General features: G+C 38.0%; 18 protein-coding genes. 10 read left to right on the plus strand and 8 right to left on the minus strand.

Annotated features, from left to right (window positions below):
* Positions 1-252: 252 nt before the first annotated feature.
* Entirely contained in the window at positions 253-741 is a 489-nt protein-coding gene (locus tag G9371_RS08365; protein ID WP_000697203.1) for a YqiA/YcfP family alpha/beta fold hydrolase, read from the plus strand.
* Between the two features lie 69 nt (positions 742-810).
* Here G9371_RS08365 and G9371_RS08370 read toward each other — a convergent pair whose 3' ends face one another.
* On the minus strand, positions 811-1,248 hold the full coding sequence (locus G9371_RS08370; protein ID WP_000449050.1) for an SRPBCC family protein: 438 nt from the start codon (positions 1,246-1,248) through the stop codon (positions 811-813).
* A gap of 443 nt (positions 1,249-1,691) precedes the next feature.
* On the opposite strand from G9371_RS08370, the gene rubA reads away from it, so the two are divergent.
* From rubA to oxyR, 4 genes are all read left to right on the plus strand, one after another.
* Positions 1,692-1,856, plus strand: a complete 165-nt coding sequence (gene rubA / locus G9371_RS08375; RefSeq protein ID WP_000760495.1) for a rubredoxin RubA — start codon at positions 1,692-1,694, stop codon at positions 1,854-1,856.
* A 92-nt stretch (positions 1,857-1,948) separates the two neighbouring features.
* Positions 1,949-3,130, plus strand: a complete 1,182-nt coding sequence (rubB, locus tag G9371_RS08380; RefSeq protein WP_000553407.1) for a rubredoxin reductase RubB — start codon at positions 1,949-1,951, stop codon at positions 3,128-3,130.
* Between the two features lie 54 nt (positions 3,131-3,184).
* On the plus strand, positions 3,185-4,129 hold the full coding sequence (gene estB / locus G9371_RS08385; RefSeq protein WP_001083350.1) for an esterase EstB: 945 nt from the start codon (positions 3,185-3,187) through the stop codon (positions 4,127-4,129).
* A gap of 6 nt (positions 4,130-4,135) precedes the next feature.
* Entirely contained in the window at positions 4,136-5,044 is a 909-nt protein-coding gene (oxyR, locus tag G9371_RS08390) for a LysR family transcriptional regulator OxyR (protein WP_000729506.1), read from the plus strand.
* Between the two features lie 30 nt (positions 5,045-5,074).
* Here the strand turns inward: oxyR and G9371_RS08395 are convergent, their stop codons facing one another.
* On the minus strand, positions 5,075-5,665 hold the full coding sequence (locus G9371_RS08395) for an SPOR domain-containing protein (RefSeq protein WP_002055323.1): 591 nt from the start codon (positions 5,663-5,665) through the stop codon (positions 5,075-5,077).
* 57 nt (positions 5,666-5,722) lie between these two features.
* On the opposite strand from G9371_RS08395, the gene G9371_RS08400 reads away from it, so the two are divergent.
* Positions 5,723-5,851, plus strand: a complete 129-nt coding sequence (locus G9371_RS08400) for a hypothetical protein (RefSeq protein ID WP_085940550.1) — start codon at positions 5,723-5,725, stop codon at positions 5,849-5,851.
* A gap of 53 nt (positions 5,852-5,904) precedes the next feature.
* Here the strand turns inward: G9371_RS08400 and ppk1 are convergent, their stop codons facing one another.
* Both ppk1 and mtgA read right to left on the minus strand, forming a co-directional pair.
* Complete coding sequence (gene ppk1 / locus G9371_RS08405) at positions 5,905-7,983, minus strand: polyphosphate kinase 1 (protein WP_001090300.1); 2,079 nt, start codon at positions 7,981-7,983, stop codon at positions 5,905-5,907.
* Between the two features lie 104 nt (positions 7,984-8,087).
* Positions 8,088-8,765, minus strand: a complete 678-nt coding sequence (mtgA, locus tag G9371_RS08410) for a monofunctional biosynthetic peptidoglycan transglycosylase (protein WP_000642942.1) — start codon at positions 8,763-8,765, stop codon at positions 8,088-8,090.
* Positions 8,766-8,841: 76 nt separating this feature from the next.
* On the opposite strand from mtgA, the gene G9371_RS08415 reads away from it, so the two are divergent.
* Complete coding sequence (locus tag G9371_RS08415; protein ID WP_000195953.1) at positions 8,842-9,651, plus strand: rhomboid family intramembrane serine protease; 810 nt, start codon at positions 8,842-8,844, stop codon at positions 9,649-9,651.
* Position 9,652: 1 nt separating this feature from the next.
* On the opposite strand, the gene G9371_RS08420 is transcribed toward G9371_RS08415, so the two are convergent.
* Positions 9,653-12,112: an ABC transporter permease gene (locus tag G9371_RS08420; RefSeq protein WP_029423930.1), complete on the minus strand. Its 2,460-nt coding sequence runs from the start codon at positions 12,110-12,112 to the stop codon at positions 9,653-9,655.
* A 3-nt stretch (positions 12,113-12,115) separates the two neighbouring features.
* Positions 12,116-12,808: an ABC transporter ATP-binding protein gene (locus G9371_RS08425; RefSeq protein WP_002055316.1), complete on the minus strand. Its 693-nt coding sequence runs from the start codon at positions 12,806-12,808 to the stop codon at positions 12,116-12,118.
* A 44-nt stretch (positions 12,809-12,852) separates the two neighbouring features.
* Between G9371_RS08425 and G9371_RS08430 the strand changes: the two genes are divergently transcribed.
* The gene (locus G9371_RS08430) at positions 12,853-13,476 is read left to right on the plus strand and encodes an arylesterase (RefSeq protein ID WP_002036590.1); all 624 of its coding nucleotides are present in this window, start codon (positions 12,853-12,855) and stop codon (positions 13,474-13,476) included.
* Between the two features lie 32 nt (positions 13,477-13,508).
* Here G9371_RS08430 and G9371_RS08435 read toward each other — a convergent pair whose 3' ends face one another.
* A complete protein-coding gene (locus G9371_RS08435) occupies positions 13,509-14,123 on the minus strand; it encodes a carbonic anhydrase (protein WP_001141695.1) in 615 nt (204 codons plus the stop codon).
* A 284-nt stretch (positions 14,124-14,407) separates the two neighbouring features.
* On the opposite strand from G9371_RS08435, the gene G9371_RS08440 reads away from it, so the two are divergent.
* Positions 14,408-15,433 (plus strand): alpha/beta fold hydrolase, encoded by a 1,026-nt coding sequence (locus G9371_RS08440; RefSeq protein ID WP_005124520.1) that lies wholly within the window; start codon positions 14,408-14,410, stop codon positions 15,431-15,433.
* 26 nt (positions 15,434-15,459) lie between these two features.
* Positions 15,460-16,467 (plus strand): hypothetical protein, encoded by a 1,008-nt coding sequence (locus G9371_RS08445; RefSeq protein WP_029423931.1) that lies wholly within the window; start codon positions 15,460-15,462, stop codon positions 16,465-16,467.
* Between the two features lie 22 nt (positions 16,468-16,489).
* Here G9371_RS08445 and G9371_RS08450 read toward each other — a convergent pair whose 3' ends face one another.
* Positions 16,490-18,754: a TonB-dependent siderophore receptor gene (locus tag G9371_RS08450; protein WP_029423932.1), complete on the minus strand. Its 2,265-nt coding sequence runs from the start codon at positions 18,752-18,754 to the stop codon at positions 16,490-16,492.
* Positions 18,755-18,857: the final 103 nt, after the last annotated feature.

Raw genomic sequence — 18,857 nt, forward strand, 5'->3', positions numbered from 1 at the left:
GCCTCGGTTAAGTAAAAATGAAGTGGCATAGCTTAACAGATTGCTGAGGTTTTTCGAACGATTTCAATCAAACAAAAACGAAAAAAGTCCAAGCCGTCAATCTGAGTGGACATTGAATGATAAAAATTACTTAGACCAATCGCTAAGTTCATTTTTTTTAGGTTTGAGTAAAATATAAAAAAATCCAAATAACCTCGATTTGAAAAGGCCCTATTTGCCTTTTATTTTATCTATGAGATTGTGTAGTAAATAATGAAAATTCTATTTTTACATGGCTTGGATTCTTCTCGTGAATCAACAAAATTTCATGCCATTTTACATCCTGAAAAATTTTGTATTGATGTTGATTATCGCAACCTAAGTTATGCTTCAGTTAAAGACTTTTATCATCAAGCGATTGAAACAATTAAACCTGATTTGTTAGTCGGTCATAGCCTCGGCGGTTATTGGGCTTTGAAAACTGCAGCTCAACATAAATTAGCTGTTATTGTTGCCAACCCAAGCCTTACACCTAATTTTCGTAATGATTACCCTCACCTTTGTGACGAAGATCTTGACCACTCTAACCCTAAAATGGCCTATTTAGAGTTAGGAGACGAGCAACTTGATATGTATCAAGTACAGGAAAAGCTGTCACCATATATGACAATAGAAACTTATGACGGAGGCCATCATCGGCTTGCTTATCCTTCTCGTCTTAATGATCTCATTACTAAAATTCATAAAAAATATTTTGCTTGAATTTACGTATGACACATAATTTTCAAAAAACTTATTATGTAAAAAGATAACAAGTTAAATTACAGAAACTTATTTTTCAGCCATTTGTTTTACAGCTTCAAAGCCTTGAACGAAGCCACTTTTTAACATACCGATGTACTCAGGTAAGGTGGCTAATTCTACTTTTACCGTTGTAGTATCCCCATTTTGACTTAAAAAATATTTTTCTAGCGAACCACTCCAGCCTTTCACCTCTTCACTTTCCAAGTCTTCTTTCCCGTCTTTAATCATTCCTAAATGTTTAAAAATTAGTACTTCAGGCTTTTTCATTTCTTCAATGGTCGAAACCATTCCATTTCCTTCTCCATCTAGAAAATATGTTTTACCGCCCACTTTCCAATCTGTGCGCATTGAAGAATCTGGAGCAAAGAATTTCGTCCATGCATTATAGGTCTCACTATTCCAGAGTACGTCCCATACTTTTTCTATAGGGGCATTAATTTCTACTTCATATATTAGAGTTTCCATATTCGACTTCCTTATTCTCCGTTAATTAAGTGTTCCATAAACTTTTCTGTTTTATATAAACATTAATTTATTTGTCCATTTATTAACCAGATTACTTTTTTAAGAACTTTATTTATATAAATGCTTTGCTCTTTTTGTAACCCTTCATATCACTCATCGCCTCCTTGCATGAATAAGCTTATAAAAACATATGATTTATTATGTGTTTATGTTGAAGTTTTGCCTAAATAACCATTTATTTGTCTCGATATGCCATTCATCTTTGCTTATGAATGATTAAACTCCCTTATATGCTTTACTTTAAATGTAGAACTGCGTAAAAATTTGATATCCGATCAAAGCGACATTAGTTATTATTGAGCGGATCGTAGTTACATTATTAATAGATGGAATAGTTTTACTGAAAGGCAGCTTTGAGCAAACTTATCAGTGCGGAGAGTCTCATGAAAAAATATCAATGTATCGTTTGTGGATGGATTTACGATGAAGCAGAAGGTTGGCCACAAGACGGCATTGCAGCTGGAACAAAATGGGAAGATATTCCTGATGACTGGACTTGCCCTGATTGCGGCGTTTCAAAAGCTGACTTCGAAATGATCGAAATCTAATGTCTTAAATTAAAAGGCCATGATTTACATGGTCTTTTTTATATATCACCAATCACCGTTTTAAATTAACAATTCTAATTCTGGAGAAAAAAATGCATCCAATCGTCATTATCGGATCAGGCATGGCGGGTTATACCTTAGCACGTGAATTCCGTAAGCTTAACCCAGAGCAAGAACTTGTGATGATTTGTGCGGATGATGCGGTGAACTATGCAAAACCAACCTTATCCAACGCTTTTGCAGGAAAAAAAGCCCCAGAACAGATTCCATTAGGTGATGCTGCAAAAATGAGTGCCCAACTCAATATGCGTATTGAACCTTTTACTTGGGTGAAAGAAATTTTAGCTGAGCGTCATGAACTTGTTCTAGAAAAAGACGGCGTTATTTCTCAGCAACCCTATTCAAAATTAATTTTAGCTGTCGGTGCTAACCCGATTCGCCTTGCTATTGCTGGTGATGGTAGTGATGACATCCATGTGGTGAACTCACTCATTGACTATCGTTCTTTCCGAGAAAATCTAGCTCAGCGCAAAGATAAACGTGTTGTGATTTTGGGTGCAGGTTTAATTGGTTGTGAATTTGCCAATGACTTACTTCATAGCGAATATGATGTAACAGTAATTGATTTAGCGCCTCAACCATTAGGCCGTTTATTACCTTCACACATTGCTTCAGCATTCCAGCAGAATCTTGAAGAAGCGGGTGTTAAATTTGCCTTAGGCACAACCGTTGAAAAAGTCAGTAAAATCAATAACGGTGAAGATTACGCGGTTACATTGGCAAATGGTCAGACTTTGGTTGCTGATATTGTGCTTTCAGCGATTGGCTTACAACCGAATATTTCTCTGGCTCAAAGCGCAAATATTCAAACCAGCCGTGGTGTGATTACCAATAGTTTACTTGAAACCAATCAAGCAGATATTTATGCGATTGGTGACTGTGCGGAAGTTAACGGTACCCTGCTTCCATATGTAATGCCAATTATGCAACAAGCCCGCGCTCTAGCAAAAACATTAAGCGGTCAACAAACAAATGTACATTACCCTGCTATGCCAGTTGCGGTAAAAACTCCGGCTGCACCGCTTACAGTTTTACCGGCACCCGTTGATGTAGATGTAAATTGGGAAACTGAAGAATTCGACGATGGTATGCTTGCCAAAGCAATTGACAATGAAGGAACATTGCGTGGTTTCGTATTGTTAGGTGCAACAGCAGGCAAGCAACGTTTAACTTTAACTAAGCTTGTTCCAGATCTTATTCCTGCCCAAGCATAAGGTTTAAATTGGGAATGCTCATGATCTTGAGTATTCCTTCAAGGAATGAATAACATGAATAGCGCCTTACAATTTAGTATTTCACCGTACACTCCATTTATGCAGGAAACCAAAGTCAATTTAGGCAATGGTATCGAGCTACATGTAGAAGTAGGTGGAAAACCAGAACATCCGACTATTTTGCTGATTATGGGTTTAGGTGCCCAAATGCTATTTTGGCCGGACTTTTTCTGCAAATCACTCATTGATCAAGGTTTTCGTGTTATTCGTTTTGATAACCGTGATATTGGCCTTTCTTCAAAAGTCCGCCATCAAGGTAAACGTTTAAATACCATGAAATTGATGGGACGTTTTGCTTTAGGGCTAAGAAATCAGGGTGCACCTTATACGCTCTATGATATGGCAGATGACGTTTCTATGCTTCTCGACCGTTTAGGAGTAAGCAAAGCACATGTGATTGGTGCCTCAATGGGTGGCATGATTGCCCAGATTCTCGCTGCAAAATATCCGGAAAAAGTAGAAAAATTAGGTTTGATGTTTACCAGTAATAATCAACCGTTTCTACCACCACCATTCCCTAAGCAACTTTTAAGCTTGATTGGCAAGCCAGAATCACGTGATGAAGAAGGAATTGTGAATCACAGTTTAAAATTATTCCAATTGATTGGTTCTCCTGGTTATATTAACCATATTGAAGCCGTTCAAACTGCAAGAAAACTTTATCAACGTAGCTACTATCCTGCTGGTGTACTTCAACAGTTTTTAGCAATATTATGTACAGGTTCCTTACTGCAACTGGACCGTGAAATTAAGCAACCCACTTTAGTCTTGCATGGCTCTCGTGACCGCTTACTTCCACCGAGTCACGGTAAGGCCGTAGCAAAAGCAATTTCCGGTGCTAAGTTTGAATTAATTGATGGAATGGGGCATGATATCCCTGCCCATTTTATTCCACAGCTTAGCGGTTTATTTGCGCATCATTTTAAATCATCATACTAGGACACTATGGCTGCATTACCCTCACTAAGACAGCTATCATATTTAGTTACGTTGTCGGAAACTTTGCATTTTACTGAAGCAGCACGTCGCTCTTTTGTTACCCAATCGACTTTATCGGGCGGCATTATGGAGCTGGAAAGGCTACTAGGTGGCGTTCTGGTTGAGCGTGACCGTCAGAATGTGCGTTTAACGCCATTAGGTGAGCAAGTTGTTGCTCGAGCCCGTGTATTGCTAGCAGATGCTCAGGATTTAATGCGTTTAAGCCGTGAAATGAGTGAACCATTAACAGGTGATCTTCATTTGGGTGTTATTCCAACAATTGCACCTTTTATCCTGACACGGTTACTTGATGAAGTGCATCAACAATTACCGAAGATTCAGTTGCATTTACATGAAGCTCAAAGTGAGAAGATTGTAGAGCGCCTAGAACATGGTAATTTGGACATGATTGTCCTTGCTCTACCTTTTGACACAAGAAGTTTAAAAGTAGCTGAAATTTCAAAAGAAAATTTATATCTTGTTTGTAGTAAGCAAGATACAAATGCACTTCAAGCAAATTCTCTTGATGATCTCGATTTATCACGTCTTATTTTGCTTGAAGAAGGCCACTGTTTACGTGATCACGTATTAAGTGCCTGTCCAATTGGTGAACGTAAAAACGATAACCGCTTAAAAGCAAGTTCTCTACCAACATTGGTTGAGATGGTTTCTTCCGATTTAGGCTTTACTCTTTTACCAGAAATCGCAATTGAAAATAGTATGATCAAATTTAATGATCAGATTACTGCAAAACCAATTGAAGACGCACCTAGCCGTACTTTAGCACTTGTTACTCGTAAAAGTACGCCGTTGCAAAGTGAGTTTGATGTTCTTCTGCAAATCATGCAGAAAATTACCACAAACTTACATGAATAAAAAAAAGGAGTCTTCGGACTCCTTTCTATTTTACTGTGCTGTTAGAGAAGCCCATTTAAATACCCAAGCCGATCTCAAATCCAAGCTATCATCTGCAATTATTTTTTCTCGAATAATTTGTGCAATTGCGTAGTCATTGGCAGGGTCGACCATGACCCGTATTCCTTTGGTAGTTGGACTGGTAACAACTTTATACCCTTTAGCCTGTAATTGGGACTGAATCATATTCGCTTTATTTTGATTAGGTGCCAAAGCAACTTGCACCATCCATTTTTTTTCACCGTTTTCTAAAATTTCTTTCGCGACCGCTGCATCAAGTTGCTTTTTCTTCTCAATATTTTTCTTTTCTTCAATTTTTTTTAACTGATTATCGTCAATTTTCTTTTGTGCTAACAATTCCTCTTGAGTAAGTTTTCTTTTCTGAATCACGATTGTCTTATTTTGTGTTTCATTCTTCTTATTTTTCTCTCTAGAAGGATGTATAAAATAAGGATATATCATTTGATCATCAAATTTCTGAAATACAATAATATCTCCATAGCACTTCTGATCCGCATAAGCAGTCACTGGCATTAACCCCAAAAATATTCTAATAAATAAACTTTTAATAAAGTCTTGCATATTATTCACTTACCAAAGTTAAGTATATTTAATGCGGCGTATTAAAGTAGATTTCTTGTGATTTGTATATTTTTAAAATTCAATGTTTTATGTAAAGAATCACATATTTTTCAAACATATTGCCTTAATTCAAATTATTGCCGTTTATCCTACAACCATTTAGAAAAATTAATTAAATTATTATGAAATTCAGTTAATTAAAAAGCCGACATGATGTCGGCTTTTTTAAAAATAATTTTTTATTTAAAAGTTTCTAATAATTCTCTTTGAGCATTATGCAATTTTTCGCCTGCGGCAGGCTGGGCACGTACCCATGTACCATCGCCCTGTAACAACCAAGCTTGCTGATTATCTTGTAAATAATTAAGGAGTCCTTGCTGATAAATACGTTTTTTCAAAGCAGGATCTTCAATTGGGAAGCATGCTTCAACACGATTAAATAAGTTACGATCCATCCAGTCCGCACTTGAACAGTAAATACGAGCATCGCCATTATTACTAAAGTAATAAACTCGAGTATGTTCAAGGAAACGACCTACAATTGAACGTACCCGAATATTTTCCGATAAATTTGGTAATCCCGGACGTAAACAGCAAATCGAACGAATAATGAGATCTACTTGCACCCCTGCTTGAGAAGCTTCATACAATTTATTAATAAGCTGAACTTCAGTTAAAGCATTCACTTTGACAATAATTTGGGCTTTACGACCAGCCTTTGCATTGGCAATTTCTTCATCAATAAAGTTAATGAGCTGAGCATGCAGAGTAAAAGGTGCATGGAGTAACTTTTTCAGTTTTGCCATTTTACCCATACCCGTAAGCTCTTGGAAAATACGGTGTACGTCTTCACACAAGTCTTTATCGGTGGTCATTAGACCGTAATCCGTATAAATGCGAGCATTCATAGCATGGTAGTTACCCGTTCCTAAATGGACATAACGCACCAGTTTGTTGTTTTCACGGCGTACCACCATAATCATTTTGGCATGGGTTTTATAACCCACAATACCGTAAACAACGACTGCCCCTGCTTCTTGTAAAACATTAGCCACTTCGATATTCGACTCTTCATCGAAACGGGCACGTAATTCAATTACCGCTGTCACTTCTTTACCATTACGCGCAGCTTCTGCTAAAACTTGAACAATTTCCGAGTCTGCACCACTACGATAAAGTGTCTGTTTAATTGCGAGTACTTGCGGGTCACGTGCTGCTTCACGGAGTAACTGAATAACAGGTGCAAAAGACTCAAATGGGTGATGAAGTAAAATATCCTGCTTTTGCATAGCCGAGAAAATACTCTCGGTCTTTTTAAACACTTTTGGTACGACTGGCGTGTGTGAATCGTAACGCAAATGAGGACGTTTAAAGTTCGAAACCAGACGAGCCAAGTTTACAGGGCCATCAACTTTATATAATTGTTCTTCGTTTAAGTCGAACTCTTCAAGTAGATATTCATAAATATGCTGTGGACAATTTTGGGTTACTTCTAAGCGTACTGCACGACCAAATCGGCGTGAACTTAACTCACCTTTTAACGCTTTTGCCAAATCTTCAACGTCTTCATTAAGTGCCAAATCGGCATTACGGGTTACACGGAATTGATAGCAACCAGTTGCAGTCATGCCCGGGAACAAGTCTGAAACATGTTCATGAATAATTGCAGACAACATGACATGATGTTCTTTTCCACCCGTTAACTCATCTGGTAATCGTACAACACGTGGCAATGAACGTGGGGCTGGTACAACGGCCAAATCAATTTGTCGCCCGAACGCATCTTTACCTTCTAAAGTCACAATAAAGTTAAGGCTTTTATTGACTAAACGCGGGAATGGATGGGCTGGATCTAAACTGATTGGAGTTAAAACAGGCGCAACCTGTTCCTGAAAATATTTTTTTACCCAAGCTGATTGAGCTGGTGTTAATTCACCACGACGTAAAAAGCAGATATCTTCTTCACGTAACTTAGGTAAAATTTCTTCGTTTAAAATACGATATTGACGCTCAATTGCAGCATGAGCAGTTTCAGAGATTTTTTGTAAGACTTGTCTTGGCGTTAAACCGTCCGGGCTTCGACTTTCATTGCCTAGAGCGAATTGCTCCATAACACCTGCTACACGAATTTCAAAAAACTCATCTAAATTACGCGAAAAAATGAGTAAGAAATTCATTCGTTCCAGTAATGGATGTAAAGGGTCGACGGCCTGTTCCAATACGCGCAAATGAAAGTCAAGAATAGACAATTCACGATTAATATAACGGTCATTATAACTATATTCTGTTGGGGTCGTTGCTGTAATCGCTGTATTCATGTCTAACCTAATCTCTTTCCAACCAAAATCTCTGCAAAATAGTATGCTGCAAAATTATGTCAATTTGATAAAAACTAAAAAAATAACACATCTTTAAGACAGTGTTATTCAGGAATTTGGGTGCTATTCATATAACGTAAAATAACGCGTTTTCGATATTGTAGTTTACGATCGTTGCGATGATCTTGATAATATTTCGGATCAGGCAATAACGCGGCTAAAAAAGCAGCTTGTTCACGCGTTAAGCTTTTGGCACTTTTGCCGTAATAATATTGGGCCGCTGCTTCAACGCCATACAAATTTTTGCCAAATTCAACAGAGTTCATATACACCTCAAGAATTCGACGTTTCGACCACATGCGCTCCATCATCCATGTCGCTACAGTTTCTTGGCCTTTACGAATAAATGAACGTTTATTATATAAGAACAAGTTTTTTGCAAGTTGTTGAGATACGGTAGAACCACCAGCAACAACCTCTCCTTGCTCATTGTTACGCTCTAGCGCAAAACGAATACCATCCCAGTCAAAACCATGATGATGAATAAATTTTGCGTCCTCCCCTGCTAAAATTGCATGTTTGAAATTGTCACTAATATCATCATAGTCAAGCCATTCATGAACAATCGGCTCAGATGTATCCGACCAATAATCAATTCGCATAAACATGGTGGTATCAACTTCATGTGTACGCCACCAAACCAAACTTGAGAAAATCCAGAGTTGAATAAGGAGAATTGCCCCAATAAAAATTAACAACACGCGAACAATAAAGGCTTTCATGTTCGTCTTGATCTCCTGTATTCAACTTTTTTCATGTTACGCTGTAAAGCATGTTCATATATAACAAAAGCATAGCATGACTCAATATCAGCCTCCGCACATTAATCGTAAACTCAATGTACAAGCTTGGTGGCTGACCGCCCTACTGATCTCGATTAATGTAGGTTTGTTCATCTGGCAAATTATATCTGGAGTGGACATTAGTGACCCAGCTATAAAAGATGCACTTCACTGGGGTGCAGATTTTACACCACTTACTTTTTCCGGGCAGCCAGAACGTTTATTTACCAGCATGTTTTTTCATTTTGGTATTGTTCATCTTATGCTCAACATGGGAGCCTTATATATTTTCGGCAAAGTTGCTGAAGTTTTGTTTAGCAGGTCATATTTCATTATTCTGTATCTGCTTGCAGGCGTATTTGGCAGCCTTTTGAGTAGTTATATCAATATTCAAAATGGGTATGAATTATTACAACATTTTGATCAGAGCTTACTTCCCCATGTAAGTGCCGGAGCATCAGGCGCCATTATGGGATTAGGTACTGCATTAACTGTTCTTTCTTTATTTCCACCTCTGCCACATCAAGTACGTATACTCAATAAAAAAGTATATCTGGTAACAATGGCGATTAACCTTATGTTCGGTTTTGTCGCAACAGGTATTAATAATGCTGCACATGTCGGCGGTATGATTATAGGTGCCTTACTCGCGCTAATTTGGTATTTAAGCTATCGCACTCCATTTAAAAGTCTCCTAAAATTTTTAGGTCTATTGGGAGGACTTTTCATGACTGTCGGCTTCTATGTTTACTGTAATCAGCTTAACTCACCATTACTTCCACTTTGGCATGAGGTTTTAATTCAGAATCCAGAAATACTGCCCTAACTTAAATCTGGTTCAACTCTCTTAAACTTTGTAGTGGCGGTAAATTACACAGATAACCGAGTCTATATCGACCAATAAGAGCACAAAGTAACATCATGGCAAGCGGTAAAATTAACCATATTTCAATATGCCACTGTAAAGCCATATTCATTTTATAACTTGCAATTGCGCTAATTACCTCGGCAAAACAGCAGGCAACAATGCCTGCTAACAATCCTAAAAAACCAATTTCCAGGCTGAGCATCTGCTTCATTTTATTTTTAGAGAGACCAAATGAACGCAACAAAGCCACTTCTCGACGGCGTTCATCCATTAATAGATTTAAACAAGCAATTAAAACGAGTATTCCAGAAAAGCCAACTAACGCTGCAAGCACAGTCACGATTTTGACTAGAACATTCATTAAGCGCTTTACTTCGTCTAGAATTCGATCAACATCAATAAAAACCGTATTGGAGAATTGCTGAATCATATGGATCATTTTAGGTTGATCTTGCTTAGGCACATAAAAACTACCCAAGTAACTACCAGCATTTTCATCTAAAGTTTTAGGCGAAAAAATAAAGAAAAAATTAGGACTAAAGCTTTCCCACTCAACGCTCCGAAAATTTATAACTTTAGCTTGCAAGGTACCTTCTGGCAGACTAAAAGTAAGCCTGTCACCAATCTGGATTCCTAAACTTTCTGCTGTTTTACTCTCAACTGAAACTTGGCCTACTGCATTAAATTCCGCTTGACCTTTTGTAATGACATTGTCATCTGGTAAAGCACTCGACTGCGTTAAATTTAATTCGCGGCGTAGAGCGTTATTTTGCTTTATAGCTTCTTCTGAAAAAGGAACATCATTCTTGACAACTAATCGTCCACGAATGTTTGGATATAATGGTGTGCTTTGCCAACCATTTTGCTTCAACTGTTGCTCAAAAGCTTTTAAATCAAATGGTGGTAGGCCATAAACAAACTGGTTTGGTGTTCCCTCCGGTAATTGCTGTTGCCAACGCTCTAATAAATCTGTTCTTAATACACTTAACACGGTAATGAGGCTTAAACCCAAAGCCAGTGCTGTAATTTGTAAGGCACTTTGCGATGCTGAACGAATATAAAAAGACAAACGGGTTTTCATCTTTTTTAAAGCACGAAGCAATAGCCAGATAACGGTGTAAAGTAAAATGCAAAGCAGAATAATCGCTGTTAGCACCCAAATACTGAGCATTAAATTTTCACTTAAAACTAAGCTAAAAATAACAAAACTGGTGATGCCTGCAAAAAACATAAAGAATAATGATTTTCGGGATTTTGCCTGTTCCCGAATAACACGGATGGGAGGAGTATTTAACAACTCCCAAATGCTTGGCAAAATGAATCCAAGTAGCACAATTACACTGGTAAAAATGGCAATTGGTAAGGGACCAAGTAAAAAACCAACCACAGAGAAACTTAACTCTAGTTGTGGAATCAGTTGTAGCATGAGCTCAAGCAAGCCATAGCCCATCATTATTCCTAAGAGACTACCGATCACAATCGAAATTGCACTGACTACACAAAGTAACCCGATATAGGCCCATAAAATTTGAAACTTACTCGCACCTAAACAACGTATTAAAGCAATGTGATCTTGGTTTTGCTGAACATATCTTTGACTCGTTAAAGCAATGGCGATACCACACAATAAAATCGTTAAAATATTGGCCAATTGCAAAAAGGTATCTAGGTTTTCTAACGGACGTAATAATCTGCTATTTGATTCACTGGCATCGCGTAAGCGCAACCCTATGGTTTCTTCCTGTTCATTTGCAGGTTGATGCTGTTGCTTAAATTGCCTTGAAAATGACTGAACCTGTTCAGGCTGACCAGACATTAACAGTCGATAATCGATTCTACTACCAGTTTGAATTGCATGAGTTTTAGCAATATCTGCTTGATGAATAATGACAGTAGGCGAAAAACCAGAAAAACCAAGTTCTTGATTTGAATCTCGCACAATCACGCCACTAAAGCGAAATGCCGCATCTGCAATAGATACCATATCGCCTAGTTTAACTTTAAGTAAATCGGCTGCCCTTTGACTGAGCCATACTTCACCTGGTTGGATACCACGCGCTATAGGTTCAATCTCAAGCTTTCCTCTTAATGGGAATGCAGGTTCTATTGCTTTTACATTGACCATGACAAACTGATCTTGAGTATGTGCCATTGAACTAAACATGGTCACATTAGTCTGCTTTAAGCCAAGCTGATCTGCCCTTTTTTGCCATTTTGCGTCTATAGGTTCATTATTCGACAGAACCAAATCTGCTGCTAACATTTGCGCTGCTTGTAGACTTACCGCATTTTTAACTTGGTCATTACTAAACTTAAGAGCGGTGGTTGCACTGATCGCAAGTGAAAGCGCAATAATAAGTAAATATAAGCCTCCGGTACGGAAGCTTTGTAACAAAAGTGGTTTGAGAAGATTACGCATAGTTTAACCACCCTGTACCGTCTTTAGGCGGCCATCATCTAAATCCACATGTCGTTGGCAAAGTGCTGCCAAATTACGGTCATGTGTGACCAAAATAAGGGTGGTACCAAGCTCTCGATTTAAATCAAAAAGAAGGTTTTCAATTTCTTGTGCTGTCTGACCATCGAGGTTTCCGGTCGGCTCATCGGCAAAAATAATTTGTGGCTCGGCAATGAGAGCCCGAGCAATTGCCACACGTTGTTGCTCGCCGCCAGATAAGACCTTAGGCGTTTGTTCAGCTTGACGGCTTAAGCCTACCCGATGCAACCAATCTAAAGCTTTTTTCTCAGCTGTTTTATAATCAAAATCTTTACGTAACCGAAGCGGTAACATCACATTTTCAAGTGCACTTAACTGCGGCAAAAGCTGAAAAGACTGAAATACAAAACCAATATGCTGCATTCGAATTTGAGCGCGCTGTTCTTCTGTTAACTCATGAACCGCCTGACCACATAACCACACCTCACCTTCAGAGGGTTGGTCTAAAGTCGCTAAAATACCCAATAAAGTTGATTTTCCTGAACCAGAACGTCCTGTAATTGCTACCTGCTCCCCTTCATAAATCTCTAAATCAATATTTTTTAAAATCGTAAATTGATTTTGGTTAATCTGAATAGTTTGTGTAACTTGATGGGCAGCAATGATAGGTTGTGGCATGATGTGAACAGTCCTATATATTGAGTATTCGGGTCGAAACACAAATGTATAAATCTTATTTGTTTGGTTCTAAAAGTCTCTTGCTCATCTCATTGAGCATGTTGCCCATGTTCGTCTCGGCAAAAACTATTTTAATTTTAGGAGATAGTATCAGTGCCGGTTATGGAATAGACCCTAAACAAGGTTGGGTACAATTACTACAAAAACGTTTAGACCAACAGTATCCCAAACAACATAAAGTGGTCAATGCAAGTGTGAGTGGGGAAACCACTAGCGGCGCTTTGGCACGATTACCAAAACTTTTACAAACTTATAAACCCGAGGTCGTTGTTATTGAATTAGGCGGGAATGATGGCTTACGTGGTCAACCACCACAAATGATTCAAAAAAATCTGTCTCAGCTCATTCAATTAAGCCAGAAGCAAAAAGCCAAGGTTATTCTTTTTGGTATGAAGATTCCGCCCAATTATGGCACGGCTTATAGCAAAGCATTCGAAAATAACTACAAAACTGTAAGTCAAAAATATCAGGTGAAATTGCTACCCTTTTTTCTTGATGGCGTCGCTGGGCAAAAACAACTAATGCAAAATGATTTGATTCATCCAAATGCCCAAGCACAATCAAAATTACTGAATTTAGCTTATCCATACATAAAAGGTGCCCTGTAGGCACCTTTTAGTTTTAAATATTTTTATTATGATCAGAAGTCAAAGAAAGTAACTTCACCAGTTTCTAGCGAATATTCAGCACCAACGACAATCAACTCACCTTTTGCAATCAGATTCTCTAATACAGCCGAACCATGACGTAATTGGTTTACCGAAGCAAATACGTTTGAACGCACCGCATGACATGAGAGTTTTTTCAAGTCATTTTTTAAATCAGTCTGCATTAAAATCTCAACTGATGGACGAACACGGTTCACAATCGACATTAAGTTAGAAGATGGCGGGTGCTCAGGGTTCATCAAGGTATCAATTGTCGCTTGAATCGCGCCGCAATGACTGTGTCCTAATACAACTACAACCGGACAGTCATAACGTTCTGCCGCGAACTCAACACTACCGACTTGTGAAGGTGCAACAACATTACCAGCAACACGGATTACGAATAAGTCACCAAGACCTTGATCGAATACCATTTCTGCTGGTACACGAGAATCTGAACAGCCTAATACAATTGCAAATGGATTTTGATCCTTTGCCATTTCAGCGCGTTCATGATGTGATAAGGTTTTTGCAAGGGAAGTATTTCCATTTACAAATCGTTGATTACCTGCTTTCAAACGATCTAAAACTTCTTGCGCAGTAGGCATTTTATATTTCCATTGTTTTTTCAAGGTTAGAAATCATTTTAATGTGTCAAAATTTGAATGTCACTGACAAAAAATAAATCCTTTTTCAGGAAAATTTTTTAAAACTTTAATTAGTTTTATAAGGAAGATCACCGCACAATTACCTACTGTTTAGTGAAAAAATAGACATACTTTAGTTTATAGATTGACTATAATTTTCTTGATTCCAAACGTTTGGCAAATGACTCATTGGCAAAGTTTTTCAATAATTTTTCAAACTCGCTTAAGCATCAAGGATGAAATCTATGACAAGGCTGTCCGCATCAATTAAAGCCTCTATGAAAAAAACTGCTACTGCAATGACTTTGGCTTGTAGCTTATTGTCAGTCATGAGCATTTCTCAAGCGCAGGCAGCCGATAATATTGATGTCAGCTTTCAAACAATATTACAGCAGGAACGTAACTGGGCAGGACTGCAAAGCAAAAGCCTAAAGGTGGGCGATATCACTTGGTCATATAGTGAAGGTGGCTCTAGCACAAAGCCAACTTTACTACTCATTCATGGCCTAGCGGGCAGTCGAGATAACTGGAACCGAGTTGCCCATTATCTCACGACAAATTATCACGTTATTATTCCTGACTTACCGGGCAGTGGCGAAACTATCGTTTCGCAAGACTTTGATTATTCGGTTCCCAACTTAGCTGAAAAATTACGTCGCTTTGTTGAAGCCGCCAATTTAAAAGGCCCAATTCATATTGCTGGGCACTCACTCGGCGGATCTATTGCCCTACTCTATGCTGGACAATATCCATTTGAAACTAAAAGTCTATTTTTAGTCGATAGCGGTGGTATTTTCCGTTCTGCCAACACAATTTATCTAAAAGATCCAACCTATCTAAAACAACTTTTAGTCTCTAAAAAAGGTGATTTTAATTATTTATTAAAACAAACCATGTTTAATCCTCCGTTTATTCCTAAAGAGTTCCTGCAAGCTCAAGAAAAACTGATGATTAATCAAGCACCTCAAACACAGAAACTGGTTGATCAACTGATTGCACTCAATAAAGTCTATACCCCAGATTCCTTTGCGGTACTTACTAAAACGATTGACGCCCCTACACTCATTTTATGGGGTAAACAGGATAAAATTATTAATGTAGAAGTAGCAAACGAGCTAAAACGGCTTTTAAAAAATGCCCAGCCTCCAGTTATCTTAGAAAACGTAGGTCATATGCCAATTTTGGAAGCTGAACAGTTAGTTATCCAACAATACGTACCGTTTTTACTGAAAGTAGAAACAAACCAGTCGTCAAAAACGACAACACCTTAAATAAAACTTCCGACTTGTGAGACCTTATGTCTACCCAACCCATGATTGAAAAACTTATTGAAGCTCATCTAGATTTTTTAGATGAGCAATTTGCTCAGACTCAGGTAATCCAACAAGAGTTTGAGCAGTTTTATCATTGGTTGGGGAGTCGACAATTACAACACCTTTGGACGTTTGAACAGGTTCAACAACTCATTCAAAAGCAGATTTTAGACACATCCGCTTCGGATTTTCTTATTGAACAGATTGCGGAGCATATCCGCTTTGCACTGATTCATCCTGCAAATGACACAACAACTGTTGAAGATGTTATTCCTGTTTTAACCATTGATCGAATTGCACAATACGTAGCAAGTAAAGAAGAGCACCGTAAAAAACTCATTAAAACAATTGTGAATAACCCTGCCTTTTCAGCACTGTTGACTCAATTGATTCAGCAAACAATGCATGATTATTTAGATGAATCTATGTCAAAACGCGTACCCGGTGTAGGTCGTTTTATGAAGATGGGCAAATCTGTATTAGAAACAGTAACCGACTCTAATCTTGACGATACCATTAACCATTACTTGCAAAAAAATATTTTAAAACTCAGCCAGATGAGTGAGCGTGTTTTAAACCAACATTTTGACAATGATAAGCTCTACCATTTTCAGGCAAATGTTTGGCATAAAGTTAAAACCTCGCCACTTTCTGTTTTAAAAAACTATATAGAAGTTCAAGATTTAACAAAAACTGTTGGCCTAGGACATGAAATCTGGGACCACATTCGTCAAACTGATTATCTAAAACAGCAAGTACATGATGGTATCTATACTTGGTATGTACGAAATCAGGAACGTAATTTTGATTTATTGCTCCGTGATCTTAATATTGACGAAAATTTAGTGAAGCATGAACTCACCGAATTGCTTGTACCCGTACTACAACAATTAGTCACAACAGGACATTTAAGACGTCGTGCCCGTGTGTACTTAGAGAAGTTTTATTATTCTGAAAAAGCATTAGAGATTTTAAATAACAAAGACGCTTAAAGCGCCTTTGTTATTTTATTGATTAGAAAGAATATTTTAAAGATGCGTAATAAGCTCGACCTGGCTCATTATAAGTTTGGCTAATAGAATTACTGTCTCTTAAAATTTGTTTATCAAACAGATTACTCACACCAACACGCGTACTAATTTGGTCTGAAAACTTATAACCAACATTAATACCAGCGGTACTATAGCTTTTTACCGTACTTGGCTTAAGCGCAGAATTCGCACCTCCTGAACCTATACCGGATTCAAGTCTATTCTCTGCAAATTGACGTGATTTTTGACGACCATATTGAGTAAATACAAAATTTACATCCAATTGATCAGTAATGTCATAATCAAAAATTGAGTTAATTGTATAGATTGGAACTAAAGATAATGGATTCCCAGTTTGCTTGTCTTTCGAGTCCATCATGTAGGTAAAGTTATTAGTCCAGCGGATATCACCGAAGTCTAACCCCAAACTTCCCTCAAAACCTTGAATTAGAGCTTTAGGCGTATTTTCCCAACGCAGAATATTCCACTTCGTATTCGTCACAGCTCCTGTATTTGCATTTGTACTTGAACCATCAACTGTTCCGACAACATTTGTACCAGCCACAATTTTATCTTTATAGTCATTACGGAACCAAGTTAAGCTCGCATTCACGATATCTTTTTGGAACTGAATACCGAGCTCTTTGTTTACCGAAGTTTCTGGTTTTAAATCGCCATTACCTTGTAACAAACAACGCGACTCAATATTAGCAGGGCAGCCATTGCCATTTGTGCTTAATAAATACCCTTCGGCATTTTGATACATATTTGGTGCTTTATAAGCTTTTGCTACCCCACCTTTTAAAGTGAAATAATCGTTAAGTCTTTGAGTAATATTTAAGCTTGGGCTCCAATTAGAACCAGATTTACTATGGTCATCAAAACGTAAACCTAATACAACATCTGTGCTGTCTGTAACTTTCAGGTTATCTTCAATATATGCAGAAGCAATACGTGACTCCATTTTACTACGATCACCTTTCGCTAATTGATCGCCATAACCTGAACCACTGCTGTCTTTACCTTGAGTTGTCGAGACATTATCTTTAAATCTGTCTTCAACCCATTCGGTACCTACAGTTAATACTTGGGGTAAATAGTATTCAAAAGGAATATTAGCCTCGCCGTTAAAGCGAAGAGTTTCTAAACGCGAAGTGGCTTTATCATCAAGATTATTAATTTTTCCTTCTACACTTCCCGCCAAGCCTTCAGGTAGACGTTTGTTATGGGTCTTATCATATTGAGCAACTAACTTACTCTTACCCCAAGACCAATCACCTTCGTGCGTTAATGCATAGCTATCACGATACATGGTATTGGTTTCTTTACCAATGAGCTGTGAAAGAATCGCATCCGCTTCAGCATTTGCATTTAACTGAGAGTCACCAGAATAAATATTACCTTGTTTGCTAGAAGAAATATCGAGCAAGACAGTTTGCTGGTCTGTTGCCTGCCAAGCTAAACGGCCTGAAATATCTTTATTTTTAACACCTTCACGGCCAGCTGCGGTACTACCAATTGATTTATTAATATCAACATCGTCAGCTTCTGTTTTATTGTAATTACCATATAAACGATAAGACAAAACGTCCTTAATTAGTGGCCCACTTACGTTAAAACCAACACGATTTGATGAACCTTCTTTGGAGTCTTCAGGCTGTGAAGTATAAAATTCTACTGAACCATGAGTTTCATTAGTCACTTTTTTAGTAATGATGTTAACCACCCCACCTGCCGCACCAGAACCATATCGAGCTGCTGCTGGTCCGCGTAAAACTTCAATCGACTCGATGGCTTCTGCTGGTACCCAGTTTGAGTCGCCTCGTGTATCACGCTCTCCTTTCCAGCCATAACGGACTGAATTACGAGAGTTAATTGGCTTACCATCCACTAAAATAAGCGTGTTTTCAGGGCCCATTCCGCGAATATCAATTTGTCTATTATTACCACGCTGCCCAGTAGCACTATTGCCTGTCAGGTTGACACCTGGCATACGACGTACATAGTCAGAAATATCATTACGAACTGGTAGTTTTTCTAAATCTTCTTTGGTAATAACCGATACACCGAGCGATTGCTTCACTTGCTCTTCTGCTGTTACAAAAATTGTTTCCAATTTCACAGGTTCAGCAGGCTTTTCTAATGTTTGTTCAGCTTGTTCTTGCTCATTTTGTGCAGCAAAAGCCATAGACATCATACTTGCCAGTACTGAAACAGAAAGCACTGACTGGATAATACGCTTCGACATAAGTATTCCCAATATATTGATTTATTAAACATCTCTCATTTTCAGTTTCGCATTGTAACAAAGATAAATAAAATTACAAATGATATTGATAATAATTATCATT

The organism is Acinetobacter sp. EKM10A, assembly GCF_011075215.1.
In the GTDB taxonomy this organism is placed as follows: Bacteria; Pseudomonadota; Gammaproteobacteria; order Pseudomonadales; family Moraxellaceae; genus Acinetobacter; species Acinetobacter baumannii.

Excerpts from the sequence above, each read along its gene's own strand:
- G9371_RS08365 (WP_000697203.1), top strand. The coding sequence starts at position 253 with ATGAAAATTCTATTTTTACATGGCTTGGATTCTTCTCGTGAATCAACA.
- G9371_RS08370 (WP_000449050.1), bottom strand. The coding sequence starts at position 1,248 with ATGGAAACTCTAATATATGAAGTAGAAATTAATGCCCCTATAGAAAAA.
- rubA (WP_000760495.1), top strand. The coding sequence starts at position 1,692 with ATGAAAAAATATCAATGTATCGTTTGTGGATGGATTTACGATGAAGCA.
- rubB (WP_000553407.1), top strand. The coding sequence starts at position 1,949 with ATGCATCCAATCGTCATTATCGGATCAGGCATGGCGGGTTATACCTTA.
- estB (WP_001083350.1), top strand. The coding sequence starts at position 3,185 with ATGAATAGCGCCTTACAATTTAGTATTTCACCGTACACTCCATTTATG.
- oxyR (WP_000729506.1), top strand. The coding sequence starts at position 4,136 with ATGGCTGCATTACCCTCACTAAGACAGCTATCATATTTAGTTACGTTG.
- G9371_RS08395 (WP_002055323.1), bottom strand. The coding sequence starts at position 5,665 with ATGCAAGACTTTATTAAAAGTTTATTTATTAGAATATTTTTGGGGTTA.
- ppk1 (WP_001090300.1), bottom strand. The coding sequence starts at position 7,983 with ATGAATACAGCGATTACAGCAACGACCCCAACAGAATATAGTTATAAT.
- mtgA (WP_000642942.1), bottom strand. The coding sequence starts at position 8,765 with ATGAAAGCCTTTATTGTTCGCGTGTTGTTAATTTTTATTGGGGCAATT.
- G9371_RS08415 (WP_000195953.1), top strand. The coding sequence starts at position 8,842 with ATGACTCAATATCAGCCTCCGCACATTAATCGTAAACTCAATGTACAA.
- G9371_RS08420 (WP_029423930.1), bottom strand. The coding sequence starts at position 12,112 with ATGCGTAATCTTCTCAAACCACTTTTGTTACAAAGCTTCCGTACCGGA.
- G9371_RS08425 (WP_002055316.1), bottom strand. The coding sequence starts at position 12,808 with ATGCCACAACCTATCATTGCTGCCCATCAAGTTACACAAACTATTCAG.
- G9371_RS08430 (WP_002036590.1), top strand. The coding sequence starts at position 12,853 with ATGTATAAATCTTATTTGTTTGGTTCTAAAAGTCTCTTGCTCATCTCA.
- G9371_RS08435 (WP_001141695.1), bottom strand. The coding sequence starts at position 14,123 with ATGCCTACTGCGCAAGAAGTTTTAGATCGTTTGAAAGCAGGTAATCAA.
- G9371_RS08440 (WP_005124520.1), top strand. The coding sequence starts at position 14,408 with ATGACAAGGCTGTCCGCATCAATTAAAGCCTCTATGAAAAAAACTGCT.
- G9371_RS08445 (WP_029423931.1), top strand. The coding sequence starts at position 15,460 with ATGTCTACCCAACCCATGATTGAAAAACTTATTGAAGCTCATCTAGAT.
- G9371_RS08450 (WP_029423932.1), bottom strand. The coding sequence starts at position 18,754 with ATGTCGAAGCGTATTATCCAGTCAGTGCTTTCTGTTTCAGTACTGGCA.